We start from the raw sequence: 26,541 nt of genomic DNA, 5'->3' as shown, positions 1-26,541 counted from the left end.
CCATGACCCGTACTCGTGAGTTCGACATCGTCCTGTTCGGCGCCACCGGTTTCGTGGGAGAGCTGACCGCCGCCCACCTGGCCAAGCATTCCCCGGACGGCGTGACGATCGCTCTCGCCGGTCGCAATGCCACCAAGCTCGAGAGCGTGCGTGCAGATCTCCCGGCTGCTGCCCGCGAGTGGCCGCTGATCACCGCTGACTCCAGCGACGCTGCCTCCCTGGCCGCGATGGCCGAGCGTGCTCGCGTCGTCATCACCACCGTGGGACCGTACGCGTCGTACGGTCTGCCCCTGGTGAAGGCATGCGCCGAAGCGGGCACCGACTATGTCGACCTGACCGGCGAAGTGCTCTTCCACCGCGACGCGATCGACCAGTTCGATGCGGTGGCCAACGCGAGCGGCGCGCGCATCATCCCCTCGTGCGGCTACGACTCGGTGCCGTCTGACCTCGGGGTGTTCACCCTCGCAAGCGCGGTGCGGGAAGCCGGTGCCGGCGAGCTCGGCGACACCACCACCTATGCCTCGATGAAGGGCGGCGTCAGCGGCGGCACGGTCGCGTCGATGATGGGCCAGGTCGACTCGATCAAGGGCGACAAGGACCGTCGCAAGATCGTGCTCGACAAGTTCGGCCTCTCCCCCGACCGCGACAACGAGCCGTCCGGAGAGTGGAAGGACTCTGCTGCCGTGCGCGACGACAAGGAAGTCGGCGCCTGGACCGCTCCGTTCGTGATGGCCACCTACAACACCCGCGTCGTGCGTCGCAGCAATGCACTGAGCGGCTACGCGTACGGACGCAACTTCCGCTACCGCGAGGTGATGAAGGTCGGCAAGGGCATCGCCGGCCGCGCGACCGGCTACGCCGTCGCGGGCGCCCTGGGCGGAGCAGTGGCCGCAATGAATGTCGGGCCGCTGCGTCCGCTGGTGAAGAAGGTCGTACCGTCACCCGGAGAGGGCCCGAGCGAGAAGGCCCGCACCGAAGGCTTCTTCAAGATGGACATCCGCACCACGACCACCACCGGTGCCAAGTGGCAGGCGATCGTCGCCGCCCAGGGCGACCCCGGCTACGCGGCTACGTGCGTGATGCTCGGCGAAGCGGGCCTCACGCTGGTGCTCGACCGGGACGCCTGCCCGCTGCCCGAAGGGCGCAACGGTGGCCTGCTGACCCCTGCCACCGGTTTGGGCAAGCCCTACGCCGATCGCCTTGTCGCACAAGGGTTCACGATCGAAGCTCAGCCTGTCGCCTGATCTTCACAACTCGTATCGTCGGCCTGCTCGCCCGGAAACCGGTCGAGCGGGCCGACGTGGTTTCATCTACCTCGCAAGATTTCGGTCGACACGACCAGAACGACGTGCTGGGGTGACTCCATGACGTCCTTCGTGTCGCACACATCCGTTGATTGTCGCAACGCCTACGAGCTGTCGGAGTTCTGGAAGACGGTGCTGGGCTACGTCGACGTGGCCGGCGACCCCAATGAACCGGGACACGAGGAGTGCATGATCCTCGACCCGGAAACCGGGCATCACCTCCTCTTCCTGGAGGCGCCCGAAACGAAATCGGTGAAGAACCGCCTCCACTGATCCACAACAGAATCGGCGTGAGTTTGTGGGGTTCGCGCGCGCAACGAAGGCCACAAACTCACGCCGATTTTCGCTTGGTCAGCTGCCGAGCACCTTCGCGAGGTCGTCGAGCACCGAGGCGTCCTCAATGGTGGAGGGCACCTGCGCCTCCTGACCATCGGCCATCTGGCGCATGGTCTTTCGCAAGATCTTGCCCGAGCGGGTTTTCGGCAATGCCTGGACGATGTCGACCTGCTTGAGGGTGGCGATCGAGCCCACTTCCGCACGCACGCGTTGGCCGAGTTCGTCACGCAGTTGCTGCAGTCCGGCTTCGTCGAGATTGGCGTATCGCTCCCCCGCCTTCAGCACCACCAGGGCGCGCGGCACCTGGCCCTTGAGCGGGTCGGCCACGCCGATGACGGCACATTCCGCGACCGCGGGGTGGCCGGCGAGCGCCGCTTCGATACCGCCGGTGGAGAGGCGGTGCCCGGCGACGTTGAGGACGTCGTCGGTGCGGCCGAGGACGAAGAGATACCCGTCTTCATCGATGTAGCCGCCGTCGCCGGTCAGGTAGTAGCCGGGATAAGCCGACAGGTAGGACGACTCGTAGCGGGCGTCGTCCTGCCACAAGGTCGGTAGCGTGCCGGGCGGCAGCGGGAGCTTGATGCACACCGCACCCTCGGCGCCGGGCTCCATCTGTTCACCCATCGGATCAAGGATCCGCACGTCGTAACCAGGTGTCGGTACCGTCGCCGAGCCCGGCTTGATCGGCAACACCTCAAGGCCCATCGGGTCGGACGCGATCGGCCAGCCGGTCTCTGTCTGCCACCAGTTGTCGACCACCGGCACCCCGAGCTTGTCGGTGGCCCACTGCCAGGTGTCGGGGTCGAGACGCTCGCCGGCCATGAAGAGCGTGCGGAAGCTCGTCAGGTCGTGGCCCGCCATGAGCGCGGCGTCAGGGTCTTCCTTCTTGATCGCCCGGAACGCGGTGGGCGCGGTGAAGAGCGCCTTGACGCCGTGGTCGGCGATCACCCGCCAGAAGGTCGAAGCATCAGGTGTGCCAACGGGTTTGCCCTCGAACAGAATTGTCGTGCAACCGGCGATCAGCGGGCCGTAGACGATGTAGGAGTGGCCGACCACCCAGCCGACGTCGGAGGCGGTGAACCATACGTCTCCGGGGTTCATGCCGTAGACATTCGTCATCGACCACTGCAACGCGACGGTGTAGCCCCCGTGGTCGCGGACGATGCCTTTCGGCCGGCCGGTCGTGCCGGAGGTGTAGAGGATGTAGAGCGGGTCGGTGGCCTCGACGGCTTCGCAACCGGCCGGTTCGAAGGCTCCCGGGTTCATCGCCGTCGACCACTCCACGTCGCGCTCGTTGGTTTCGGCGACCAGCTGCGGTCGCTGCACCAGGAGCACGTGATCGGGCTTGTGGTCGGCGCGTTCGACGGCTTCATCCACCATCGGCTTGTACGGAATGACTCGCGTGCGCTCGACGCCGCATGACGCGGTGACCACGACCTTCGGTCGCGCGTCATCGATCCGAGCAGCCAGCTCCGCAGGAGCGAATCCACCGAACACCACCGAGTGCACGGCTCCGATGCGGGCGCACGCCAACATCGTGATGACCGCCTCGGGGATCATCGGCAGGTAGACCACCACTCGATCGCCCTGCTCCACACCGAGCGCCCGGAGCACACCGGCGGTACGGGCCACCTCGTCCAACAACTGCGCGTAGGTGTAGCTGCGAGTGGTACCGGTGACCGGGCTGTCGTAGATGAGCGCGGTCTGATCGGCGCGTCCACCGATGACGTGGCGATCGAGGGCGTTGAAGCAGATGTTGGTTCGCGCGCCTGGGTACCACCGGTAGAAGGGTGGATTGCTGTCGTCCAGCGTCTTGCTTGGCGGAGAGAACCAGTGGACGTCACGTGCGGCGTCCAGCCAGAACCCTTCCGGATCGGTCATGCTGCGCTGATAAGCCTCCGCGTACGCACCCATGCGGCGATTGTGGCACCCGTCACACCCTTGTCACGGGCCTTCACGCCGGACGGCGCGAACCGAGCGACCAACGGTCGGCAGAAACTCACCAGCCGGCGTCGAAGAAGTGATGCACCGGCCCAGACCCCGCTCCGATCTCCAGTTCATCGGCATGTTCGAGTGCGCCGGTCAGCCAGCGCTTCGCGGCCCTAACGGTCGAGTGCCAGTCGTCGTGCCGCGGTCGTAGAGCTGCGAGCGCCGACGACAGCGAACATCCGGTGCCGTGAGTGTTGCGCGTCTCGATCCGTGGGCTTTCGAATCGGGCGGCGCCGTCGTGATCGACCCATAGGTCGACCGCATCGCCCACCAGGTGTCCGCCCTTGATGAGCACCGCCGATGCACCGAGGTCGAGCAGAGCGCGGGCGTGGTGTTCCATCTGGTGCTCATCGGTGGCAGGAGCCAGGTCGAGCAACGCAGCCGCCTCGGCGAGGTTGGGAGTGATGACCGTCCCGGCACGCATCAGGCGCAACAGCCCGGCAGCTGCATCGTCATCGATCAGGCGGTCGCCCGAAGTGGCCACCATCACCGGATCGATGACCACTGGAACACCTTGTGCTGCAATGGTTTCCACGAAATCCGCGACGACTTCGATGACGTCCAGCGTGCCAAGCATTCCGGTCTTGACCGCGTCGATGCGCACGTCGGAAGTCAGCGATTTGAGCTGCTGCTCGACGAACGCGGCGGGCACTGGATGGACCCCGCTCACCCCTCGCGTGTTCTGCGCAGTGAGGGCGGTCACCACCGTCATTCCATACGCGCCCAGACTGCTGAAGGTCTTCAGATCGGCTTGGATTCCGGCGCCTCCACTGGGGTCACTGCCGGCGATGCTGAGCACTGCTGGAGGTGGTCGTCGCATGCGGCCACGGTAGATGGCCGGCTCGACACAACACCGGTGTGGGTTATGGTGCAAACACCCCACGGGAGCCCTCGGCAGAGGGCTGAGATCGAGCTCATGCCGCTCGGACCGTCCGAACCTGCCCGGGTCATTCCGGCGAAGGAAGTGAGGAGATCTCGATGTCCGAGATTCACCCAAAGCACGCCGTCCACCAGCTCGTCCAGGGCGAAATCGCGGTGCCGGTCACCGCGATCAGCCTCGATGACTCCCCTGACGGCACGACCAATCCGGACCTGCACGTCTACCGCACCGCCGGCCCGGGCAGCGATCCCACCGTGGGCCTGCCCGACAAGCGATCCGGATGGATCCAGGGTCGCGACGATGTCGAGGAATACGACGGCCGCGATCGCACCTTGCTGGACGACGGGCGCGGAGTCGTGCGGCGTGGCGCGGCCTCCCAGGAGTGGTCTGGCGCCTCACGAAAACCGTTGCGCGCCAAGGAAGGTCGCACGGTCACCCAGATGCACTACGCCCGTCAGGGCAAGGTGACTGCCGAGATGCGCTACGTCGCGCTGCGCGAGAACGTCGATGTCTCCGTGGTCGTCGAGGAACTCGCCGCCGGTCGCGCGATCATCCCCTCGAACATCAACCACCCCGAGTCCGAGCCGATGATCATCGGGCGCCGATTCCTGACGAAGGTGAACGCCAACATCGGCAACTCGGCCGTCACCTCCTCGATCGAGGAGGAGGTCTCCAAACTGAGTTGGGCCACCAGGTGGGGCGCCGACACGGTGATGGATCTGTCGACCGGTGACGACATCCACACCACCCGCGAATGGATCATCCGCAACTCCCCCGTGCCCATCGGCACAGTGCCGATCTACCAGGCGCTGGAGAAGGTGGAGGGACGAGCCGAAGACCTCACCTGGCCGATCTTCCGTGACACCGTCATCGAGCAGGCCGAGCAAGGCGTCGACTACATGACGATCCACGCCGGAGTGCTGCTGCGCTACGTGCCGCTCACCGCGCAGCGGGTCACCGGCATCGTCAGTCGGGGCGGTTCGATCATGGCGGGCTGGTGTCTTGCCCATCACCAGGAGTCGTTCCTCTACACCCACTTCGACGAGCTCTGCGAGATCTTCGCGCAGTACGACATCGCGTTCAGCTTGGGTGACGGGCTTCGTCCGGGCTCGGTCGCCGATGCGAACGACGAAGCGCAGTTCAGCGAGCTACGGACGCTGGCCGAACTCACCGAACGCGCCTGGGCTCACGACGTCCAGGTGATGGTGGAGGGCCCGGGCCACGTGCCGCTGCACCTAGTGCCCAAGAACGTTGAGCTGCAACAGGACTGGTGCCACGGTGCGCCGTTCTACACGCTCGGTCCGCTCGTCACCGATATCGCCCCCGGGTACGACCACATCACCTCGGCGATCGGGGCCGCGGTGATCGCCCAGCACGGCACGGCGATGCTCTGCTACGTCACGCCGAAGGAGCACTTGGGCCTGCCCAACCGGGACGACGTCAAGACCGGCGTGATCACCTACAAGATCGCCGCCCACGCGGCGGACGTCGCCAAGGGTCACCCGGGCGCGCGCGATCGGGACGACGCATTGTCGAAAGCACGTTTCGAATTCCGGTGGCACGACCAGTTCGCGCTGTCACTCGACCCCGAGACCGCCATGGCCTTCCACGACGAAACCCTGCCGGCTGAAGGTGCCAAGACGGCGCACTTCTGTTCGATGTGCGGGCCGAAGTTCTGCTCGATGAGGATCAGCCAGGACATCCGCGATCAACACGCGGCCGCGATGCAGGCCAAGAGCGCGGAGTTCATCGAACTCGGTGCCAGCGTCTACGTCGACGCCAAGCGGTGAGACCGGCCGATCAACGGTCGACCCCCACCCTTACCCCGCAGGCAGCTTCGGCCCTGCGGGGCGGGGTGGTCGGCAACTTCATCGACCAACTGCACATCTTCCTTCCGCTGCTGGTGCTGGCGCCGGCACTCCCGGAGCTGACCGGCTCACACTCCACCGCTGCGAGCGCGACCGTCGTGGTGATGGCCATGCTGCTCGGACGGCCGATCGGCGGCGTGATCTTCGGCCGTCTCAGTGATCTGGTCGGCCGCACCCGCACGACCACCATCGCCATCGCCGGAACGGCTGCCTGCACACTGGGCCTGGCCCTCACCCCCGGCCACGAGGTCATCGGTGCGGCTGCGATCTGGTGGGTGCTGATCATGCGCTTCCTGGGCGGGATCTTCATCGCCGGCGAGTACTCCGCCGCGATCCCACTGGCGATGGAGTGGTCGCGGCCTCGACTACGCGGTCTCTACTCCGGCCTGATCATGTCGATGGCGCCGTGGGCCCAGGCTGTCCTGGCCGTCATCACCTGGTGCCTCCTGCGGCTGCTCGATCCGCAGGCCTACTCCTCGTGGGGATGGCGCCTGCCCTTCGTCGCGAGCGCCGTCGGCTCGCTGCTCCTTCTGCGCTTCTACCGTCGACGGGTCACCGACCGACAGCTTCCCGAACCATCGGCCCGAATTCGACTGTCGCAGCTGCTGATCGGCGCCCACCGGCGCTCCTTCTGGCAGCTCTTCGGCATGATGACGGGCCTGTGGCTGATGACGAATCTGGTGGTGATCGCACTCCCTTCGATACTGCGCACAGAGGCCGGCCTGGACGCCTCGAGCGTGGCCTGGGTGATGGCGTCGGCAGCGGCGGTGCAAGCGATCGTCATGGCCTGGACCGGCCATGCGTCGACCAGCACGGGACGTCGCGATTTCTTCGTCCTGTGGGGCATCTTCGCCGCGGCCACCGCACCGGTCGTCTGGCTGGTGCTCGTATCCTCCAGCAGCATGCTCGTGCTGGTGGCACTGGCCTGTTGTCTGCAAGCGGTCACCGTCACCGGATACGGCCCCGTGGGCGCCTATCTGGCAGAGAGCTTCCCACCGGCGATCCGCTCGACCGGTTATGGCAGCGCGTACAGCCTGTCGATCGTGGCGCCGGCTCTGCATCCGTTCTGGCTCCCACCACTCCAGCACGCCGTGGGCAACCGCACCGCCGCCGTCGGCCTTTTGGTGTGCGCGGGCCTCATGGTCGCCGGCTGCGCGCGGCTCGGACGTCCGGAGGACCAGCCCGATCTCGCATCCAGCCCAACTTCAAGGACTTTCGATCATGTCGCTTCCTGATCTCGCCGCCGTGCTTGTCGAAGTGCGACGACGGGCGCCGCTGACCCACTGTCTGATCGGCGCCGTCACCGCACCCGTGGTCGCCGACGGACTGCTCGCAGCCGGCGGCCGGCCGATGATGACCAGCACCATCGACGAGGCCCCCGCTCTCGTGCGCAGTGCCGACTCATTGCTGGTCGACCTCGCCGCGCTCAACCAGGAGACCACCACCGCGATCATGCCGACCGTGGCGGCCGCCCGGTACGCCGGTATGCCCTGGGTGCTCGACCCTGACGCCATCGGTGTGGCGCCGGTACGTACTGCTCTGGCACACAACCTGATTCGCCTCAGGCCGGCCGCAGTGCGTGGTAACGCGTCGGAGATCCGCACTCTCGCCGGAGGCATCGGCGGATCGCGCGGCGCCGACTCCACACTTGATTCACGGACGGTGGTCGACGACGCCCGCAGACTGGCAGCGAGCACCAACGGCGTTGTCGTGGTTTCCGGGATGGTGGACGTCGTCACCGATGGTGATCGGGTGGTCCAGCTTGCGGGCGGTGATGCCCTGCTCGCCCGGGTGACCGGCACGGGATGTCTGCTCAGCGGACTCGTCGCGGCCTGTGCTGCGGTCGCATCGGGATTCGATGCAGCTGTGGCAGCCGTCGCGATGATGAGCGCCGCTGCCGAGATGGCAGCGCGGAGGTCGACCGGCCCAGGGTCGTTCAAGGTCGCGCTCATCGACGCCCTCGCTGACCTCGAACCCGCGGCCCTGCAGACCCGGATGCAGACCCCCACTCCCGTTCCGGTGCAGCGATGAACTGCCGCGTCGAACGCGAGGCCCTCGACCTGCGTTGCTACCTGGTGACTTCCGGCACGGATCGTCGCACCGTCGAAGTGGCTGCACTTGCCGCCGCAGCTGGCGCGGGCGTCGTCCAGGTGCGCGCCAAGGATTTGTCCACCCGCGATCTGTTGACCCTCACCCAGGAGATCGCCGGGGCAGTCCACTCCGTTGCACCGGCGACCACGGTGCTGGTCGACGACCGGGCCGATGTCGCATACGCGGCACGCGTGGCGGGCGCACCGGTGCACGGCGTCCATCTCGGCACCGATGACCTGCCCGCCGAGGCGGCGCGCCACCTGCTCGGACCCGAGGCGATCATCGGCCTGACCACCGGCACCGTGGAGTTGGCGCTGTGGGCACAGGAGCAGGCCGAATTCGTCGATTACATCGGGGCCGGCCCTTTCCGCCGCACCCCGACCAAGGATTCAGGTCGCCAACCACTCGGGCTCGCCGGCTACCCACCGATCGTCTCGGCGACCCGACTTCCGGTCGTGGCCATCGGCGACATCACGACGGCGGACGTCCCGGCGTTGGTCGAGACAGGTATTGCCGGTGTCGCTCTGGTGCGGGCCGTGATGGACGCCGCGGATCCCGCCCACGTGGTGCGGGCGGTGCTCAGCGCCTACTCCCCCACTCCCACGACGGGGCGCTGAGCCAGCCGAATCCTCGCACCATTGTTTCGCCGAGGTCTTTGTACAAATCGATCAACAGACGTTCCTCGAGTGGCTCGTCCGGCTCGAAAGGCGTCGGGTCGAGATGCTGGATGAGCGATTCGCTGTGGGTCACGACCACCACCTGGGTGTGCGCGCTCGTCGCGCGGATCAGGCGCCCGAGCGCCGGGATGAGCGAACTGTGCAAAGAAGTCTCCGGTTCGTTCAGCACCATGAGCGACGGTCGATCCACAGACGTCAGCGCAGCCGCCCAGAGCAGGAAACGCAAGGTGCCGTCGGACAGCTCAGCAGCCCGCATCGGGCGTAGCATGCCCGGTTGTTGCAGCGCCACCTGGAACAAGCCATCCTGCACCTGGACGTCGATAGTGCTGCCCTCGAACGCGTCGGCGATCGCACGAGGCAAGTCGTCGAACTCGGCTTCAAGGGTGGTGGCGACCGCAGCAGCGAGGTCATGCCCGTCGCCAGCGAGCACCCGGGTGCGCGTGCCGACCTGAGGTCGACGCGCGGGTGCATCAACGTCCGAGCGGAAACCGTCGTAGAACCGCCAACTGCGCAGCGCTGCCCGCATGGCGGCCAACTCGAAATGCTGTCTCGGGTCGGCGAACTCGGTCAACATCGACCGGTAGGTGGGTAGGCCACCCACCTCCGACCAGACGCGTCCTTCGCGTTGCTCGACCTTGTGCCACCGCCTGCGCACGACAGTGGTGGCCGGTCGCATGATCGGACCGCTGAAGATCGCCTCTCGCTTGATTTCGGGGTCGCGATCGAAGGCTGAACCGGTTTGTTGCGGAATTCCCAGATCGACGAGATAGCCGTAATCGTCGGTGGCGCAACCGAGTTGGAGGCTGATCCGCTTTCCGCCCCGCATCAGGCCTTCCACGGGCGCACCGCGGCGGGCGGCCGTGAGTGTGGCCGGGCCCGCCCACAGGGCCGACTGCAAGCCGCCTTCACGCGCCAGCGATCCGATCACATCACCCCTGCCGCAATCAGCCAAGAGTCGAAGAGCGCGGTAGAGCGAGCTCTTGCCCGAGCCGTTGCCGCCGGTGATCACGGTCAATTGCGATAGCGGCACGGCGACGTCACGCAGCGAGCGATACCCGGCAACGGCGACCGTCGAAATCATGCCTCGCAGGCTAGACGCTGCCGCCGACATGCGGCCGAGCCCGACGCCACGGCCGCAATCCACCGACGCCGCGTCGCGACTACCCCTCACCTCTGTCGCAGGATGGACCCGTGACCCCGTACGAAGTCGAATCCCTCGAAGCATTGGACGCACTGCTCGCGAGGCCCAACGGCAGCTTCCACCATGCTCGCCTGCAAGGGCTCGAGCTCCGGCAACGCGAACGAGAACTCCTGGCACGCAACGACTTCCAAGGTGTTGTCGTCCTCGGCGGAGGTATCACGAAGCCGCTGGCCGAACATCTGCGCCATCACGGCGCCGTGATCTTCGAGGACGATCCGAGCCTGCCCGTGCCGAGCTTCCGGAGCGCGCTCTACGGCTACGCCGAGTTGTACGACGGCCTGCTTGAAGCCGGTTACGAGCACACCCCGGACGCCCGTGCCTACCACTGGAGCCGCGACACCACGCTCACCGGCGACGCTTACGCGACCCTCCAGCGCGCGATCCACGACGACTGCATCAGTGATGCACTCGCCGAGTGGGTGGAAGGGCGTGTCGTGGTGGGCGTGATGGGCGGCCACGCCGTGCAACGAGGAACCCCCGCCTTCGAGGACGCCGCCCGGCTCGGAGCCCGGCTCGCGGACGCCGGCGCCACCGTGGTAACCGGCGGCGGGCCGGGCGCCATGGAGGCCGCGAATCTCGGCGCACTGCTCGGGGACAACGATGCACTGAGGCGCGCGCTGCTCGATCTCGCGGGCGAACCCGACTTCGCCCGGAGCATCGACGCATGGGCCGCGACCGCGTGGAAGGTGCGCTCCCGGCACGCGCCCGCAGTGTCGCACCGCTCGCTGGGAATCCCCACGTGGTTCTACGGCCACGAGCCGCCGAACCTCTTCGGCTCGGCGGTCGCGAAGTACTTCAGCAATGCGCTGCGCGAAGACATCCTCTTGGCAATCTGCAACGGCGGGATCGTCGTGCTGCCCGGCGCAGCCGGCACCGTCCAGGAGATCTTCCAGGTGACCACCCGGTTGTACTACGCCGCCGAACCCGGCCCGCCTCTGGTGCTGGTCGGACGTACACAGTGGACCGAAACCGTCCCCGTCTGGCCGGTGCTCGAAGCGCTCGGCGCACGATCACCGCTCGGGCAATCGATCCACCTGGTCGACACAATCGACGAGGCGGCTCAGATCCTGCTCACGCCGTCAGGGTGAACTGGGGACGTCGAGGCTCAGGCTGTCGAGGCAGCCAACTGACCGCAGGCGCCGTCGATGTCGGACCCGCGGGTGTCGCGAACGGTCGTCGGGATGCCGTGGGCGCGCAGGCGTTCGACGAACTGCTGCTCGACCCCCTTGCGCGAAGCCGTCCACTTCGAGCCCGGCGTCGGGTTGAGCGGGATCGGGTTGACGTGCACCCAGCCCTTGCCGCGCGCTGCGAGCTTCTGTCCCAGCAGGTCGGCCCGCCATGCGTGATCGTTGATGTCCTTGATGAGCGCGTACTCGATCGAGACCCGACGTCCGGTGGTCTGGTAGTAGCGATAGGCGGCATCGAGCGCCTCGTCAACAGACCACCGGGTGTTGATCGGCACGAGTTCGTTGCGCAGTTCGTCGTCCGGTGCGTGCAGGCTCAGCGCAAGGGTGACCGGAATGCCTTCGGCGGCGAGCTTGTCGATCGCCGGCACCAGACCGACCGTCGACATCGTGAGCCCGCGCGCGCTCATGCCGAGCCCGGCAGGCGGAGCATCGGTGAGGCGGCGGATTGCGTTGACGGCCTGGCGGTAGTTGGCCAGGGCCTCACCCATGCCCATGAACACGACATTGGAAACGCGCAAGGGCGCCTCGCGGTCTTCGCCGGTGCCGCCGGCGAGTTCGCCGCTGCGCAACAGCCGCGCCCCCGCCACGACCTGCTCAACGATCTCAGCGGTGGTGAGATTGCGGGTGAGACCTTCCTGGCCGGTGGCGCAGAACGGGCAGTTCATGCCGCAGCCGGCCTGGCTGGAGATGCACATGGTGACCCGTCCGGGGTACCGCATGAGCACTGACTCCACGAGTGCGCCGTCGAACATCCGCCACACCTGCTTGATCGTGCGTCCGCCGTCAGCTTCCAGCGTGCGGATCGGGGTGAGCAGTTGCGGCAGCATCGCGCCGACGAGTTCCTGGCGCCCGTCCTTGGGCAGGTCGGTCATGTCAGCCGGGTCGGTGACCAGATGTTCGAAATAGTGCGTTGACAACTGCTTGGCGCGAAAGCCCTTGTGCCCCAACCCCTCGACAGCTTCTTTGCGACCCTTCTCGTCGAGATCGGCCAGGTGCACCGGCGGCTTGCCGCGCCGAGGAGCAGTGAAGGTCAGCTGGCCCGGGGCGGGCTTGGTCGTGGGATTCGGAAGATCGGTCGGCATCGCTCAGCTCACCATCACGAAGGGGGTCAGGATCGCCCAGCTCACGGGCGCGGCGATCACGAGGGAATCGAGGCGGTCCATCAGACCGCCGTGACCGGGAATCAGGTTGCTCATGTCCTTGATACCCAAGTCGCGTTTGATCATCGACTCGCACAGGTCGCCCACGGTTGCTGCGACCACGACGCAACAACCCATGAGCGCACCGATCCACCAGCGGCCGTCGAGCAGGAAGTGCACCGTGAGCGCTCCGGCAAGAACGCAGGAGACGGCCGATCCTGCGAAACCTTCCCAGGACTTCTTCGGCGACACCGTCGGCGCCATGGGGTGCTTGCCGAAGACGACGCCGACGGCATAACCACCGATGTCGGAGGCGATCGTGGTGACGATGAAGGCGACGATGCGCAGCGGGCCGTCCTCGGGGCGGACCAGCAGCATCGCGAAAGACACCAATGTCGGCACGTACAGCGTGGTGAACAATCCGCCTGCGACATCGATCGCACTGTCGCGGACGTGAGTCACCGAGCGCCAGAGCAGAATGCCGACGAAGGTCAGGCACACCGCGGCAGCAAGCGCTTCCGGTCCGAAGGCATACGCCACCGGTGGAATGACTGCTGCTCCGGCGAGCGTCGGGATGACCGGCGGAGCGATATCGCCCTGCCCCATCGCGCGCAGCAACTCCCATGTGCCCACGACGGCGGCAGCCGTCGCGATGACGACGAACGCCTCCTTGCGGACAAAGAGGGAGGCCAGCACGAGTGCTCCGAGGAAGACCCCGACCCCGATCGCGGCATACAGGTTTCGCCCCGCTCGCGGCGTGGGGTTGTGCGCCACCGCCGCCGGGGCATCAGCCCGGGCGGAACGGCGGGTCACCGGCGCTTCGACCAGCGGTTGCTGATCAGGCGTGGCGTCGGCGGGGTCGGGCATTGCGGCTACTGCTCAGACCTCGAGCAGCTCGGCTTCCTTGCTCTTCAGCAAGGTGTCGATGAGGTCGACATGCTTCTTGGTCAGCACTTCGAGGTCCTTCTCGCCGCGGGTGCCTTCGTCCTCACCGATGTCGCCGTCCTTGACCAGGCGGTCCATCTCTTCCTTGGCCTTGCGGCGGATGCTGCGCACCGAGACACGGGCGTTTTCTGCCTTGTCGCGGGCGATCTTGATGTAATCGCGGCGACGCTCCTCAGTGAGCTGCGGAAGGACGATGCGGATGACATTGCCGTCGTTGCTGGGGTTGACGCCGAGATCGGACTCGCGCAGCGTCTTCTCGATCGCTGTCATGGAGCCTTTGTCGAAGGGCTGCACCAGGATTGTGCGGGCTTCGGGCGTCTGGAAGGACGCGAGCTGCTGCAGCGGGGTCGGAGCGCCGTAGTAGTCGACGGTCAGCTTGTTGAACATCGCCGCGTTGGCCCGGCCGGTGCGGATGGCGGAGAAGTCTTCCTTGGCCACCTCGATGGCCTTTTCCATCTTCTCCTCGGCCTCGAACAGGCTCTCTTCGATACTGCCGTCCATCGCGACGTGCTCCTTCAATGAGGTTTCAGGTTGGTGCGCTTGTTGCGTCCGCGGTCAGGCCGGGACGACCAATGTGCCGATTCTCTCACCTTGCAGGGCACGGGTGATGTTGCCCTCGCCCTCCATCCCGAAGACGACCATCGGCAACTTGTTCTCCGCGCCGAGCGCGAAGGCGGTCTGATCGATCACCCGCAGCTCGCGCTCGATCGCTTCCTGGTAGGTGACCTCGTCGATCAGCGTCGCCGAGGGGTCCTTCTTGGGGTCGGCGGTCATGACTCCGTCGACACCGTTCTTGGCGATGAGCACTGCATCGCAGCGGCTTTCCAGTGCGCGTTGGACCGCGACCGTGTCGGTGGAGAAGAAGGGCATGCCCATGCCGGCACCGAAGATGACGATGCGCCCCTTCTCCATGTGGCGGATGGCGCGGCGCGGGATGTAGGGCTCGGCGACCTGACCCATCGTGATGGCCGACTGCACCCGAGTGTCGATGCCTTCCTTCTCCAGGAAGTCCTGCAGCGCGAGACAGTTCATGACGATGCCGAGCATCCCCATGTAGTCGGCCCGCACGCGGTCCATGCCGCGCTGCTGGAGTTCGGCGCCGCGGAAGAAGTTGCCGCCGCCGATCACGACGCAGATCTGCACGCCGCTGCGGTTGGCCTCGGCCATCTGTCGCGCGATGCCCTTCACCACATCGGGGTCGAGCCCGACCTGACCGCCGCCGAAGACCTCACCTGACAGCTTCAGCAGTACGCGGTGGTAGGTCGGGCTGATGGCGGATTCGGTCATACGTGCCTCCGGGACGTCGAGCCTGGCTGTGCGGTCGCCAAATACTTCCACATCCAGGCGCCTGCCCTCGCCCGCGGTTGCCATCCGAACGTCCGACTGGCACTCTGGACCGGCTGCTCACTAGCCACATGCGCCACGTTGGTCAACAACCGACACGCGCTGAGCCAAAAACCCGTGGTGCGTGAGCGTGATCAACCTGACGCCACCACACCGACACGCGATCGTCGCCGAAGAGCTGAAAGAGCTGCCGATGCCCCTGCGCCATTCCCGCCGCACCCCGATGTCCCTCGCCGTCTGCGGCGCGCTGGTCGCCACCTTGGCGCCCTCAGCCGCAGCCGAGGATGCGAAGCAGCCCGCCTACAGCCCCACGGGTGTTCGGATGGCCGGAGCCGCCAAGGCGGCGTGCCGCACATACCCCACCACGCGCGACATCAATGTGACTCGCCGCATGTACGAGATCGGCCAGAACCGCAAGATCTCGGCGAAGGTCATGCTGGCGATGTTCGAAGCCGGCTGGGTGGAGTCGTGGTTGAACAACCTCAACTGCGGCGACGCCGACTCCATCGGCATCTTCCAGATGCGACCGAGCATGGGCTGGGGCACCTACGCCCAGCTGCAGGACGTCACCTACCAGGTCAACAAGTTCCTGGACGTCGCCCTCCCCCTGCAACACAAGTACTCCACCGCCGGCCAACTCGCCCAGGCCGTCGAGCGCTCGGCGTATCCCTACCGCTACGACCAGGCGCAGGCCACCGCGCAGAAGTTCATCAACGAGGCGGCTGCGCCCTACGGATCCATCCTCACGCTCTGGACCAGTCTGGGCGGTGTCAATGGCAGTCTCGGCGGGCCGCTGATGGCGGAGACCGACTACCGGTATGCGGTGCGTTACGTGCCGTTCTCCAACGGCATCGTCTTCAAGTACAGCTCCGGCACCTTCCCCATCTGGGGTGACAACTACCGTCACTGGTCAGGCACCGGCGCACTGCCGAAGTACGGTCTGCCGTGGACGCTTCCCAAATGGACGCCCACCTCGGCTGCGGGCACCACGGGCGTCGCCCAAGCCTTCGAGCGGGGCTGGATGTACTGGTCGTCCAAGACCGGCAGCAAGGTGATCATGCCGGCGATGCAGAAGACCTTCGTGAAGTACGGCGCGGAGCCGAAGGTGGGCTACCCGGTTGCCGACACCGTGACCACGAGCACCGGCTCGACTCAGGTCTTCGAGAAGGCGGTGTTGACGATCAACACCGCCGGCGTCACCACCATGACCCCGCGCTGACCGCAGAGTCGCCACAGGTGCACAAGGGTCAGTAGTCGTCGAACCGGCGACCGAGTTCAGCGACCAACGCTTCTGCGTACCGGTCGTAATCGAGTTCGTCGTTGTGCAGACCCGCACCCAAGCGCACCAGGCCCATTCCCTCGAAGGCCACCGGCGGGCATTCCACGCCGCGTCCGCTGAGGGCTGCGTAGAGCGCTGAGACGTCCCCAGGCTCGCTCACCGCGCCGTCCGGCAACGGGATGATCCGCATCGTCGGCGCGGTGCGCGCGGGCCAGGAAGCGTCATAGTCGGGCATCGCGTCCGGCAGCGCCATCGCGACGCGTCGGTGCACCAATTCGCTTCCGATGCTGAGCAATTGGCGCGAGCGTTCGGCGATCTGGAGGCCGCCGTGCGCCCGCCAGAACTCCAGGCCTTCGGCAATCGCGAGCATGCCGGTGAAATCGATCGTCCCCGGAAAGTCGTGGGACGCCGGAAATCCCTTCTCGCTGGTCCACGACGTCACCGCCGGGCGAGCCCGCTCCCGCCAGTCGGCGGTGACCCAGAGCGCGCCCGTGCCACGCGGGGTGAAGCACCACTTGTGCAGGTTGGTCGCCCAGAACGCCGCTCCGAGGGCAGCGATGTCGAGGTCGAGCGTGCCTGCGGAATGGGCGGCGTCCACGAAGACAGGTGTATCGCCCACAGCCTGCACAACCTTCGCCACGGGGAGCACCAATGCCGTCGGCGAGGTGATCTGGTCGACAACGACGAGTTTGGTGCGCTCCCCCACCTGTTCCCGAAACGCTTGAGCGATCTCATCGTCGGTGGCGTCGATGCCGAAATTCGCCACCACGACCTCAGCGCCACGCACGAGGGCCGCCTGCGCGATCGTCGGGTAGCCGTGGTTCGACACCACCACCTCGTCGCCGGGGCCGACTCCGACGGCGTCCAGAACGATGCCGGTCGCCTCGGAAACGTTGCGCACCAACGCAATTGAGTCGGCGTCGGCGTCCAGGAAGCGCGCTACGTCCAAGCGCACCCGCGCCAACTCTTCCTGGCACTCCAGCCGGAAGAAGCGCAACGGATTCTGCTCGATCCGCTCGGCCCAGCGCCGCTGCACCGTCCTCACGGCTCGCGGAACCATCCCGAAGGCACCGGGATTGAGGTGCAGCACCGTTTCGTCGGCATCGAACAAGTCGAGGATCTCGTCACGCACATCGTCCATCCAAGCGCATGCCGTCTTCGCGACGCATGGCATGGCGAAGGGCCGGCACCCAGTGGGTACCGGCCCTTCGACGATCTACGACGGAACGCTTCGGCTCGTCAGACGCCGTGCTGTCTGGCGTCTTCTGTCGCCGAGCCGCTCCGCGGCCGACTCGCTACGCTCGCCGACCACCTCGCTCTTCGGCTCGTCAGACGCCGACCTTGAAGCGGGCGAAGCCCGTGATCTCCAGGCCGGCCTCCTCGGCAACCTTGGCGACCGTCTTCTTGGCGTCCTTGGCGAAGGCCTGCTCCAGCAGGACGTTCTCCTTGAAGAAGCCGTTGACTCGGCCTTCGACGATCTTCGGCAGCGCAGCCTCGGGCTTGCCCTCTTCCTTGGCAGTGGCCTCGGCCACGCGGCGCTCGTTCTCGACGGTCTCGGCGTCGACGTCCTCGCGGGAGAGGACAGTCGGGCTGAAAGCGGCGATGTGCATCGCGATGTCGCGTGCGGTCTGGGCGTCGTCACCCTTGACCGCCACGACGACACCGATCTGTGCCGGCAGGTCGGGGCTGGTCTTGTGCAGGTACGACACGACGGTGTCACCCTCCACGCGAGCCACGCGCTTGATCTCGATCTTCTCGCCGATGGTGGCGTTGGCCTCATCGAGGATCGCCTGCACGGTCTGACCGTCCAGTTCGCTGTCGAGCAGGGCCTGCGCGTCGGCGGCCTTCACCGCGACGGCCTGGGCCAGCACGCGGTCGGCCAGCGCGCCGAACTTCTCACCCTTTGCGACGAAGTCGGTCTCGCAGAGCACCTCCACGAGGGTGCCCGCGGCACCTTCGGCGGACGCAGCAACCAGACCGTTCTCGGTGGTGCGGCCCTCGCGCTTGGTCACGCCCTTGAGGCCCTTCACCCGCAGGATCTCGGTGGCCTTGGCCTGGTCGCCGTCGGCCTCGTCGAGAGCCTTCTTGACGTCGAGCATGCCGGCGCCGGTCGACTCACGCAGCGCCTTGATGTCAGCGGCGGTGTAGTTCGCCATGTATCTGTTCGCTCCTTCGCGAATTCAGTTGATGTGTGGGAAGGCTCAGGCCTGGGAGTCGGCGACGTCGGTCGCCGTCTTCTCAGTGGCCTCTGCCAGGGCGCCGGCCTCTTCGACGTTGCTGGTGTCGGCGGCAGCGTTGTCGTCGGCAGCTTCCTTGACGGAGCTGGGGCCGGTCTCGACATCGGTCTTGGCGGCGGCTTCGTCCGAGGCGAGCAGTTCGCGCTCCCACTCGGCCATCGGCTCGGCGGCCTCACCGGTAGCGGCACCGCCACCGGAGCGGGCGATGAGGCCCTCGGCCACACCGTCGGCAACCACACGGGTCAGCAGGGTGACCGAACGGATGGCGTCGTCGTTGCCGGGGATCTTGTAGTCGACCTCGTCCGGGTCGCAGTTGGTGTCGAGGATGGCGATCACCGGGATGTTGAGCTTGCGCGCCTCGGTGACGGCGAGGTGTTCCTTCTTGGTGTCGACGACCCAGACGGCCGACGGCACCTTGTTCATGTCGCGGATGCCGCCGAGGGTGCGGGCCAGCTTGTCCTTCTCGCGCTTGAGGACGAGCAGTTCCTTCTTCGTGCGGCCCGAGCCGGCCACGTCGTCGAAGTCGATCTCCTCGAGCTCCTTGAGGCGAGCAAGGCGCTTGTGCACGGTGTTGAAGTTGGTGAGCATGCCGCCCAACCAGCGGTAGTTCACGTAGGGCATGCCGACGCGGGTCGCCTGCTCGGCGATGGACTCCTGAGCCTGCTTCTTGGTGCCGACGAACAGGATCGTGCCACCGTGGGCGACGGTCTGCTTGATGAAGTCGAACGCGTCGTTGAGGTAGGTCAGCGACTGCTGCAGGTCGATGATGTAGATGCCGTTGCGCTCGGTCATGATGAAGCGCTTCATCTTGGGGTTCCAACGGCGGGTCTGGTGCCCGAAGTGGACGCCGCTCTCCAGGAGCTGGCGCATTGTGACGACGGCCATGCCGAGGTCCTTTCGTAGTTTTCCAGTTGTCTCTCACCGACGGCGTCGGTGAAACCTGGTGCTCGGAGCCGCCCCGACCCGTGGTGTCACGGGACTGATCGAGGTGAACTCCCGGCCGAAGCCGGAACAAGCACGCGAATTCGACCCGTTGACACGGGCCGTGAGCACAGTCTAGGGGCAAGGTGGCCACACCACCGAATCGAACGCGGCCCTGCCGCTGCCTAGGCTGATCACGTGACTTCTCCCCTGGTTCGACGCATGCAGGATTTCGGCGAGACCGTCTTCGCCGAGATGACCCAACGCGCCCTCGCCCATGACGCGGTGAATCTCGGGCAGGGCTTCCCCGACACCGACGCGCCCCAGCCGGTGCTCGACGCCGCCGTGGAGGCGATCCGCTCCGGGCGCAACCAGTACCCACCGGCGATCGGCGTCCCGGAGTTGCGCTCGGCCATTGCCGAGCACCAACTGCGCTTCCGTGATCTGCACGTCGATCCCGACACCGAGGTGCTCGTCACCGCCGGCGCCACCGAAGCGATCGCGGCCACCATTCTGGCGTTGTGCGAACCAGGCGATGAGGTGGTGACCTTCGAGCCCTACTACGACTCCTACGCGGCATCGATCGCCCTGGCCGGTGCGCAGCGGCGCACCAGTGTGCTGCGCTTCCCCGATTTCACCGTGGACGAGGAGAGTCTGCGTGCGGCCTTCTCCGAGCGCACCCGCTTGGTGCTGCTCAACACCCCGCACAACCCGACCGGCAAGGTCTTCACCCGCGCCGAACTCGAACTCGTCGCGAAGCTGGCACGCGAGCATGATGCCTACGTCGTGACCGACGAGGTGTACGAGCACCTGGTGTACGACGGGCAGCACGTGTCGATGGCCACGCTTCCAGGGATGGCAGATCGCACCCTCACGATCTCCTCCGGCGGCAAGACCTTCGCCGCGACCGGTTGGAAGGTCGGGTGGGTGACCGGCCCGGCCGATGCGATCGCCGCGGTGCGCACGGTGAAGCAGTTCCTGACTTTCGTGGCCAGCGGTCCCTTCCAACCTGCGATCGCGGCCGGCCTACGACTGCCGGACGCCTTCTTCGACGACCAGCGCGAGTCCATGCTGCTGCGCCGGGACCTACTGGCGGAAGGTCTGGCGTCCGTCGGCGTGCCGGTCGCCGTGCCGGCCGGCGGATACTTCGTGATTGCCGATTGCTCGGCCTGGGGGCCGGACGCGCTCACGATCTGCCGCGCGCTGCCTGAACGAGCCGGGGTCGCCGCCGTACCTGTGTCGGCCTTCCACGACGACGCCGCCGCGGCGCCGGGCTTGGTGCGCTTTGCGTTCTGCAAGCGTCCGGAGGTCATCACCGAGGGCGTCGACCGTCTGCGCCGCGCGTTCTCCACAGCCTGACCTGAGCACTTTGGTCGTCCACAGACCGGCTGGCGCGCCCGCCGACGCGGTCAGCGGTCTCGCATGCTCGGGCCATGAAGGTCCTGATGCTCATGGCCATGTGGTCGGCGACGCTCGGCACTCAGGCGGTGGTGCCGGCTGCGGCACCGTCGGGCCCTCCAGCGGCGCCGACGAGTGTGAGCTCAGCACCGCGCACCGGGTACGTGTGGCCGCTTCGTCCGGACCCAGCGGTTGTGCGTCCGTTCATCGCGCCGTCCCAGAAGTGGGCGGCCGGCCATCGCGGGGTCGACCTGCTCTCCTCGACGGACGCGCGCGTCCATGCCGCGGGCGACGGAGTGGTGAGCTTCTCAGGTGTCATCGCAGGACGAGGCACGGTGGCGGTGACTCATCGCAACGGCTGGCGCACCACCTACGAGCCCCTCGCCACACGCGTGCAGCAGGGCGCAACGGTCAGTGCCGGCGACCTCATCGGCACCCTGACTCCGGAGGCGAGTCATTGTGCACCGCGCGCCTGCCTGCACTGGGGCTTGGTGATCGGCGACCGCAACTACCGCGACCCGCTCATGCTGTTGAAGCCGCAGCGCGTCGTGCTGCTTCCGGTTCCCTGACGTGCTGGCGTCGCGCGAAGATCAGGCCCGCGGATGGGCCTGGGTGAACGACCGCCGCAGCCGCTCGACCGACACATGCGTGTAGACCTGCGTGGTGGCCAAGCTGGAGTGACCGAGCATCTCCTGCACCATGCGTAGATCGGCACCGCCTTCAAGCATGTGGGTCGCAGCACTGTGCCGTAGTCCGTGAGGGCTCAACGCGGGGGCGTCAGGCACGTGGCCGAGGGCGGCTTCCAGGCTGCGTCTGATCGTGCGCGGATCGACGCGGCCGCCGCGCCGTCCGAGGAAGAGCGCTGGCCCGGACGCAGCGTTGGCCAACTTCGGACGTCCGTGCTCCAACCATTGCTCGATCGCTTCGGCCGCTGGGCGACCGTAGGGCACCGTCCGTTCCTTGTTGCCTTTGCCGAGCACCCGCACCACCCAGCGTTCGCGGTCGCAGTCGTCGACATCGAGTCCGACCAGTTCGCCGACTCGTAGGCCACTGGCGTAGAGCAGTTCGAGGGCGGCGCGGTCGCGTAGATGCACCGGATCGGCGTCGTCGGCAGCCAGTGCAGCGATGTGCATCAACTCCTCCGCCTCCGACTGCCGCAGCACGCCGGGCAGCGACTTCGGCTTCTTGGGCGAGGCCAGCCGCAGCGCAGGATCTGTCGGCACCGCTCCGGTGCGGGCAGCCCAGCGGAAGAAGGCGCGCACCGCCGTCGCGCGGCGGGCGATCGTCGACTTCGCCGCCCCCTGCTCCGACATGTGCGCCAGCCATGAGCGCAGATCTGCCAGGCCGACCTCGCTCCACTCGTCCACGCCTGCTTCGGTGAGGAAAGTGCGCAGCGCGTCGAGATCACCGGAGTAAGCCCGGACGGTGTGCGCGGAACGGTTGCGTTCGACCTCGAGATGCTTCAGGTAGTCGCAGACCAGCGGATCGGCAGGCGCTGACATGCCTGCCAACCTAATGCCCGCCCGACCGAAAACCCTGCGTCCGATGCAGTGTGCGCCGCGGTGTCACCGGCGAGCTCGTGCAGTGATCGCACGTCAGCACCGGGGCGCAGCTCGATCGCGCGCGGGAACGACGGCAGGGCTGGAGCTGAATACCGCCGATTTCCAATGGCTTTGCCTTTACCGAGTCCTGACTCATCTTTGACCTCTAGCGGGTGACCTGTTTACCAACTCGTTCATATGTTGATACGCGTCCCAATCCCCGCCCTACCGGGCCACACCCCAGGAGACACCCGATGAGCAGAAGACTCAGCCGTGCCGCTCTCGCCACCTGCGCAACGCTGGCAGTGGCAGGCAGCGCTTTCGCAGCGCAGGCTCCGAGCTTCCAGGAGTTCGAGGCAAGCGCGGTGCGCGACTCGGACAACCAGTACATCGTGAACGGCGACGAGCCCGTCGCCAACAAGGGCGCGCTGAAGGCGTACTACAAGGAGATGACCACCGCTCCCGACAAGGACGGGCTGATCATCAACCGCACCTATTCGGGTGACGACAAGTGGACCGCCACCCAGGCCCGCAACCTGACGTACTGCGTGTCGACTCGGTTCGGCACCAACCAGGCAGCAGTGGCGAACGCCATGGCTTCCGGTGCCGCGCAGTGGCACGGAGCTTCCTCGGGCATTCGCTTCGTCTACCTGTCGAGCCAGAACTCCAAGTGCAACACCCGCAACAACAATGTGGTGTTCTCCGTCGAGCCCGCATCGAGCGGCTCGTCCTACATCGCCCGGGCGTTCTTCCCCAGCTCTTCGAAGTCGAGCCGCAACGTCCTGATCAACACCAGCCAGCTCTTCAATGCCGGTTCGTGGACCCCCTCGAACATCATGGCGCACGAGCTGGGCCACACCCTCGGCTTCCGCCACGAGCACACTCGCCCCGAGGCGGGCACTTGCTTCGAGGACAACAACTGGCGCCCGCTGACGGCCTACGACAGCTCGTCGATCATGCATTACCCGCAGTGCAACGGCACCTCCAGCAACCTGTCGATGACCTCGACCGACCGGGCCGGAGCTCGCGCCATCTACGGCTACTGAATCGGACAGACCCAGAACCCTCCCTCCTCCAGGGAGTCCGTGCGTGCAGCCCCGACCCGATCGGTCGGGGCTGCACCATGTGCTGGGGCGGGGTGGACGGCCGGAGGTCTCAACGGCCGGTGCGGGTGAGCCGCCAACCTCCCGCCGGCGCCTGCTCGATCACCCCCAATGACTGGAGTTCGCCGACACCCGCAAGTACCTCGCCGATCCCGAGTCCGGCTCGATGCACGAGTTGGTCGACGGTCACCGGCCGGCTCGCCGGAAAGGCCTCACGCGTGCGCGACGCCACTTCGGAGACGACGTCGAGCATGGTGTCGGGCGATCGTTTGAGCGGCGACGCCGACGCGTCCATCGGGCCGATCATCTCCAGCACCTCAGCCGCGTCGCAGACCAGTTGCGCACCCTGCCGGATCAACTCGTTGCTGCCCGCACTCGTCGCACTGGTGACCGCCCCGGGCACGGCACCCACCGGCCGTCCCAGGTCGGCGGCGTACCCGGCGGTGTTCAGCGAGCCGGATCGCAGCCCGGCCTCGACGACCACCGTGCCGGCACCGAGCGCGGCGATGATGCGGTTGCGTGCCAGGAAGCGGTACTTCATCGGGGCTTGACCCGGCGGGTATTCCGACACCAGCACACCGTCCTGACGGATCCGGTCGAGCACACCTCGATGTGCTGCCGGGTAGGCGCGATCGAGACCACAGGCGAGAGCCGCCACGGTCGGGGCACCGGCGGCGAGCGAACCTTCGTGAGCTGCGACATCAATGCCGTAGGCCGCTCCGGACACGACGTTCACCCGCTCGGCCGCGAGGTCGCCCGCCATGCCACGTGCCACGGTCGTGCCGTACGGACTTGCCGCCCTCGACCCGACGATCGCCACTGATTGCGCGACGATATCGTCAAGCCGACCATTACCGCGCACCCAGAGACACCAGGGTGGAACAGCGAGCTCGTCAAGCGCGGTCGGCCACTCCTCGTCGCCCGGCACGAGCACCCTCGCTTGTAACGCCTCGGTTGCGCGCACCAACAGCTCGGCGTCGAAGATCTCAGCGCGGGCGCGACAGCGCTGGAAGGCACTGCCACGGTCGTGCTCGATGAGATCGCAGGCAGCCTGCGGTTCGAGGCCGACGATCTTGGGGGTCACCACTCGGTCAAGGGGCTCCGCAATCGCAGCGAGCTTCATCCGGGCGAGGCGATCGGACGAATAGTTGCGCATCATGCCGCCTCCGCTGCCATGCGAAGACCCAGTGACTGCAGCAGATGATCGGCACCAGGCCGTTCGGCGCCTGCGATATCGGCGAGCGTCCACGCCACTCGGAGGCAGCGGTCGTATCCACGCATGGTGAGGGTGCCCCGGTCGAGTTGTTGATCGATGGGACGCGTGACCTGCGTCGGAAGTCGCCATCGCCGATCCCGTAGGTACTTGCCGGGCACCGATGCGTTGGTCGAGTAGCCGACGGCCAGCCATCGTCCACGTTGACTCTGCCGTGCAATTCTCACTCGCTCGGCGATCTGCGCTGTGCCCTCCTGGGGTGGGGCGTCGTGCACCCGCTTGACGGCGTGCACCTGCAATTGCACGTCGACCCGATCCATCAGCGGCCCGGACAGTCGATTGCGGTAGTTGCGCAGCACCGGCGCCGAACACACGCAGCTGCGGGAAAGTGCGTGTCCGCACGGGCACGGGTTGGATGCCAGCACCAGTTGGAAACGTGCCGGGTAGGTGAACATGCCCACAGCCCGCGCCACCTGCACCACCCCGGACTCCAGCGGTTGACGCAACGCATCGAGCACCTCACGCTTGAACTCGGGGCACTCGTCGAGGAAGAGCACTCCGCCGTGGGCTCGCGAGATCGATCCGGGGCGCACCTTGAGCGTGCCGCCACCCACCATTGCTGCGAGGCTGGCTCCGTGGTGCGGGGCGACGAACGGCGGGCGCCTGATCAGCTCACCATCACGCAGAGTGCCGAGCACAGAATGGATGGCAGTGGCTTGCAAGGCCACCTCCTCCTCCAACGGCGGCAACAAACCGACCAGACGTTCGGCCAACATCGTCTTGCCCGCCCCGGGTGGCCCGACCATCGACAGGTTGTGGCCACCAGCCGCCGCCACCTCGAGGGCGAAACGAGCCTCCGGCTGACCGATCACATCGGCCATGTCGGCCGGCGGACGCTCCTGCCGTCGACGGTCGTCAGGCAGCGCCGGTGATTCCGGCAAAGGACGACGCCGGCGGATCGCGCGATAGCGATCGACCACCTGCGCCAGCGACTGGGCCGGCACAACCTCCATCCCGCTGACCAGCGCCGCCTCACGCGCGTTCCCACACGGGACGACCACCGTCAGCACCCCCTGTGCGCGGGCTGCGAGCACGGCAGGCAGCACTCCCGGCACCGGTCGCACCTCACCGTCGAGACCGAGCTCGCCGAGGTGGACGACACCGGCGATGAGAGCGGGATCGACCACGTCACGGGTGGCGAGCACCGCCAACGCGATGGCGAGGTCATAGCCGGAGCCGTGTTTTGTGAGCCCGGCCGGCGAGAGATTGACCGTCACCTTCTGCTTCGGCAGTTTGAGCCCGGCGTGGGAAGCCGCGGCCCTGATGCGGTCGGGCGACTGCTTGCACGCAGAGTCGGGGAGCCCGATGACGCTGAAGGCAGGCTGACCGGAGCTGGCATAGGCCTCGACATCGACCACGGTGCCGTCGATTCCGTTGACGGCAACACAGAGCGTGCGACTCAGGCTCATGCGACATCACGCAGGTGCTCCAGATCGGCCACGCTGCCGTGTTGCAGGACGATCCCGATCAGGTCGACCCGTACTTCTCTCGCGCGCACATGGTGCTCGTGCAGCCATTGCCGGATCAGGCGGTGCAGACGGTCGATCTTGTCCTGTTTGACCGCCTCGACCGGCCGTCCGAAGAATTCGGTGGTGCGGGTCTTGACCTCCACGGCCACCACGCACGCATCCGCCTCGTCGAAGCCGACGATATCCAGCTCACCCGTAGGGCAGCGCCAGTTGCGTTCCAGCACAAGCCAATTCATCGACCTCAGGTAGTCGACCGCAATCTCTTCGCCCGTGGCGCCCAAGGACTGCCGATGGATCGTCATCTCTTCGCTCATGCGGCAGAGCTTGCGCTGACGGAGCGCTCGACGACACCGGGCGAG

25 protein-coding genes and 1 riboswitch are annotated in these 26,541 nt (G+C 66.8%); of the genes, 11 read left to right on the top strand and 14 right to left on the bottom strand.

Annotated features, from left to right (window positions below; genetic code table 11):
• Nucleotides 1-2: 2 nt before the first annotated feature.
• Entirely contained in the window at nt 3-1,244 is a 1,242-nt protein-coding gene (locus tag J5M86_RS05245; RefSeq protein WP_188060167.1) for a trans-acting enoyl reductase family protein, read from the top strand.
• Between the two features lie 120 nt (nt 1,245-1,364).
• The gene (locus J5M86_RS05240; protein WP_188060166.1) at nt 1,365-1,577 is read left to right on the top strand and encodes a VOC family protein; all 213 of its coding nucleotides are present in this window, start codon (nt 1,365-1,367) and stop codon (nt 1,575-1,577) included.
• A 78-nt stretch (nt 1,578-1,655) separates the two neighbouring features.
• On the opposite strand, the gene J5M86_RS05235 is transcribed toward J5M86_RS05240, so the two are convergent.
• Both J5M86_RS05235 and thiD read right to left on the bottom strand, forming a co-directional pair.
• Complete coding sequence (locus tag J5M86_RS05235) at nt 1,656-3,554, bottom strand: propionyl-CoA synthetase (RefSeq protein WP_188060165.1); 1,899 nt, start codon at nt 3,552-3,554, stop codon at nt 1,656-1,658.
• Between the two features lie 85 nt (nt 3,555-3,639).
• Entirely contained in the window at nt 3,640-4,449 is an 810-nt protein-coding gene (gene thiD / locus J5M86_RS05230; protein WP_188060164.1) for a bifunctional hydroxymethylpyrimidine kinase/phosphomethylpyrimidine kinase, read from the bottom strand.
• A gap of 51 nt (nt 4,450-4,500) precedes the next feature.
• A riboswitch (TPP riboswitch) is annotated at nt 4,501-4,611 on the top strand.
• Here thiD and thiC point away from each other — a divergent pair.
• From thiC to J5M86_RS05210, 4 genes are all read left to right on the top strand, one after another.
• Nucleotides 4,608-6,299 (top strand): phosphomethylpyrimidine synthase ThiC, encoded by a 1,692-nt coding sequence (gene thiC / locus J5M86_RS05225; RefSeq protein ID WP_188060163.1) that lies wholly within the window; start codon nt 4,608-4,610, stop codon nt 6,297-6,299. (Overlaps the previous riboswitch by 4 nt.)
• A complete protein-coding gene (locus J5M86_RS05220) occupies nt 6,296-7,612 on the top strand; it encodes an MFS transporter (RefSeq protein ID WP_188060162.1) in 1,317 nt (438 codons plus the stop codon). The genes thiC and J5M86_RS05220 overlap by 4 nt, the downstream gene beginning before the upstream one ends.
• Nucleotides 7,599-8,408: a hydroxyethylthiazole kinase gene (gene thiM / locus J5M86_RS05215; protein WP_188060161.1), complete on the top strand. Its 810-nt coding sequence runs from the start codon at nt 7,599-7,601 to the stop codon at nt 8,406-8,408. The genes J5M86_RS05220 and thiM overlap by 14 nt, the downstream gene beginning before the upstream one ends.
• Complete coding sequence (locus tag J5M86_RS05210) at nt 8,405-9,085, top strand: thiamine phosphate synthase (RefSeq protein ID WP_188060159.1); 681 nt, start codon at nt 8,405-8,407, stop codon at nt 9,083-9,085. The genes thiM and J5M86_RS05210 overlap by 4 nt, the downstream gene beginning before the upstream one ends.
• Here the strand turns inward: J5M86_RS05210 and J5M86_RS05205 are convergent.
• The gene (locus tag J5M86_RS05205; RefSeq protein ID WP_188060158.1) at nt 9,048-10,226 is read right to left on the bottom strand and encodes an AAA family ATPase; all 1,179 of its coding nucleotides are present in this window, start codon (nt 10,224-10,226) and stop codon (nt 9,048-9,050) included. The genes J5M86_RS05210 and J5M86_RS05205 overlap by 38 nt on opposite strands.
• Nucleotides 10,227-10,336: 110 nt before the next feature.
• Here J5M86_RS05205 and J5M86_RS05200 point away from each other — a divergent pair, with 110 nt between their 5' ends.
• Nucleotides 10,337-11,434, top strand: coding sequence for an LOG family protein (locus J5M86_RS05200; RefSeq protein ID WP_188060156.1), 1,098 nt, complete (start codon nt 10,337-10,339; stop codon nt 11,432-11,434).
• A gap of 17 nt (nt 11,435-11,451) precedes the next feature.
• On the opposite strand, the gene rlmN is transcribed toward J5M86_RS05200, so the two are convergent.
• The 4 genes from rlmN to pyrH are packed head-to-tail and all read right to left on the bottom strand — an operon-like array spanning nt 11,452 to nt 14,904.
• Complete coding sequence (gene rlmN / locus J5M86_RS05195; protein ID WP_188060155.1) at nt 11,452-12,615, bottom strand: 23S rRNA (adenine(2503)-C(2))-methyltransferase RlmN; 1,164 nt, start codon at nt 12,613-12,615, stop codon at nt 11,452-11,454.
• A gap of 3 nt (nt 12,616-12,618) precedes the next feature.
• Nucleotides 12,619-13,539 carry a phosphatidate cytidylyltransferase gene (locus tag J5M86_RS05190; RefSeq protein WP_188060154.1) on the bottom strand — a complete coding sequence of 307 codons (921 nt, stop codon included), beginning with the start codon at nt 13,537-13,539 and terminating at the stop codon, nt 12,619-12,621.
• A 12-nt stretch (nt 13,540-13,551) separates the two neighbouring features.
• Complete coding sequence (frr, locus tag J5M86_RS05185) at nt 13,552-14,118, bottom strand: ribosome recycling factor (RefSeq protein WP_188060153.1); 567 nt, start codon at nt 14,116-14,118, stop codon at nt 13,552-13,554.
• Between the two features lie 54 nt (nt 14,119-14,172).
• On the bottom strand, nt 14,173-14,904 hold the full coding sequence (pyrH, locus tag J5M86_RS05180) for a UMP kinase (RefSeq protein WP_188060152.1): 732 nt from the start codon (nt 14,902-14,904) through the stop codon (nt 14,173-14,175).
• Between the two features lie 181 nt (nt 14,905-15,085).
• On the opposite strand from pyrH, the gene J5M86_RS05175 reads away from it, so the two are divergent.
• On the top strand, nt 15,086-16,180 hold the full coding sequence (locus J5M86_RS05175; protein ID WP_188060151.1) for an LGFP repeat-containing protein: 1,095 nt from the start codon (nt 15,086-15,088) through the stop codon (nt 16,178-16,180).
• A 28-nt stretch (nt 16,181-16,208) separates the two neighbouring features.
• On the opposite strand, the gene J5M86_RS05170 is transcribed toward J5M86_RS05175, so the two are convergent.
• From J5M86_RS05170 to rpsB, 3 genes are all read right to left on the bottom strand, one after another.
• Nucleotides 16,209-17,381 (bottom strand): aminotransferase class V-fold PLP-dependent enzyme, encoded by a 1,173-nt coding sequence (locus tag J5M86_RS05170; protein ID WP_188060150.1) that lies wholly within the window; start codon nt 17,379-17,381, stop codon nt 16,209-16,211.
• A gap of 187 nt (nt 17,382-17,568) precedes the next feature.
• Nucleotides 17,569-18,396 (bottom strand): translation elongation factor Ts, encoded by an 828-nt coding sequence (gene tsf / locus J5M86_RS05165; protein WP_188060149.1) that lies wholly within the window; start codon nt 18,394-18,396, stop codon nt 17,569-17,571.
• Between the two features lie 45 nt (nt 18,397-18,441).
• Nucleotides 18,442-19,362 carry a 30S ribosomal protein S2 gene (gene rpsB / locus J5M86_RS05160; protein ID WP_188060148.1) on the bottom strand — a complete coding sequence of 307 codons (921 nt, stop codon included), beginning with the start codon at nt 19,360-19,362 and terminating at the stop codon, nt 18,442-18,444.
• A 234-nt stretch (nt 19,363-19,596) separates the two neighbouring features.
• On the opposite strand from rpsB, the gene J5M86_RS05155 reads away from it, so the two are divergent.
• Both J5M86_RS05155 and J5M86_RS05150 read left to right on the top strand, forming a co-directional pair.
• Entirely contained in the window at nt 19,597-20,757 is a 1,161-nt protein-coding gene (locus J5M86_RS05155; protein WP_188060147.1) for a pyridoxal phosphate-dependent aminotransferase, read from the top strand.
• A 74-nt stretch (nt 20,758-20,831) separates the two neighbouring features.
• Nucleotides 20,832-21,365 carry a M23 family metallopeptidase gene (locus J5M86_RS05150; protein WP_188060146.1) on the top strand — a complete coding sequence of 178 codons (534 nt, stop codon included), beginning with the start codon at nt 20,832-20,834 and terminating at the stop codon, nt 21,363-21,365.
• A 21-nt stretch (nt 21,366-21,386) separates the two neighbouring features.
• Here the strand turns inward: J5M86_RS05150 and J5M86_RS05145 are convergent, their stop codons facing one another.
• Nucleotides 21,387-22,298 (bottom strand): tyrosine recombinase XerC, encoded by a 912-nt coding sequence (locus J5M86_RS05145; protein ID WP_188060145.1) that lies wholly within the window; start codon nt 22,296-22,298, stop codon nt 21,387-21,389.
• A gap of 293 nt (nt 22,299-22,591) precedes the next feature.
• Here J5M86_RS05145 and J5M86_RS05140 point away from each other — a divergent pair, with 293 nt between their 5' ends.
• Nucleotides 22,592-23,383, top strand: coding sequence for a M57 family metalloprotease (locus J5M86_RS05140; RefSeq protein WP_188060144.1), 792 nt, complete (start codon nt 22,592-22,594; stop codon nt 23,381-23,383).
• 109 nt (nt 23,384-23,492) lie between these two features.
• Here J5M86_RS05140 and dprA read toward each other — a convergent pair whose 3' ends face one another.
• From dprA to J5M86_RS05125, 3 genes are read right to left on the bottom strand one after another with little or no spacing between them, the layout of a single operon-like run.
• On the bottom strand, nt 23,493-24,599 hold the full coding sequence (gene dprA, locus J5M86_RS05135) for a DNA-processing protein DprA (protein WP_188060143.1): 1,107 nt from the start codon (nt 24,597-24,599) through the stop codon (nt 23,493-23,495).
• Nucleotides 24,596-26,122, bottom strand: a complete 1,527-nt coding sequence (locus J5M86_RS05130) for a YifB family Mg chelatase-like AAA ATPase (protein ID WP_188060142.1) — start codon at nt 26,120-26,122, stop codon at nt 24,596-24,598. The genes dprA and J5M86_RS05130 overlap by 4 nt, the downstream gene beginning before the upstream one ends.
• Complete coding sequence (locus J5M86_RS05125; protein ID WP_244328495.1) at nt 26,119-26,496, bottom strand: YraN family protein; 378 nt, start codon at nt 26,494-26,496, stop codon at nt 26,119-26,121. The genes J5M86_RS05130 and J5M86_RS05125 overlap by 4 nt, the downstream gene beginning before the upstream one ends.
• Nucleotides 26,497-26,541 lie beyond the last annotated feature (45 nt).

Source organism: Yimella sp. cx-51 (genome assembly GCF_017654605.1).
GTDB lineage: Bacteria > Actinomycetota > Actinomycetes > Actinomycetales > Dermatophilaceae > Yimella.
The sequence above is the reverse complement of the archived record's forward strand: the minus strand, read 5'-3'. Positions and strand labels throughout refer to the sequence as shown.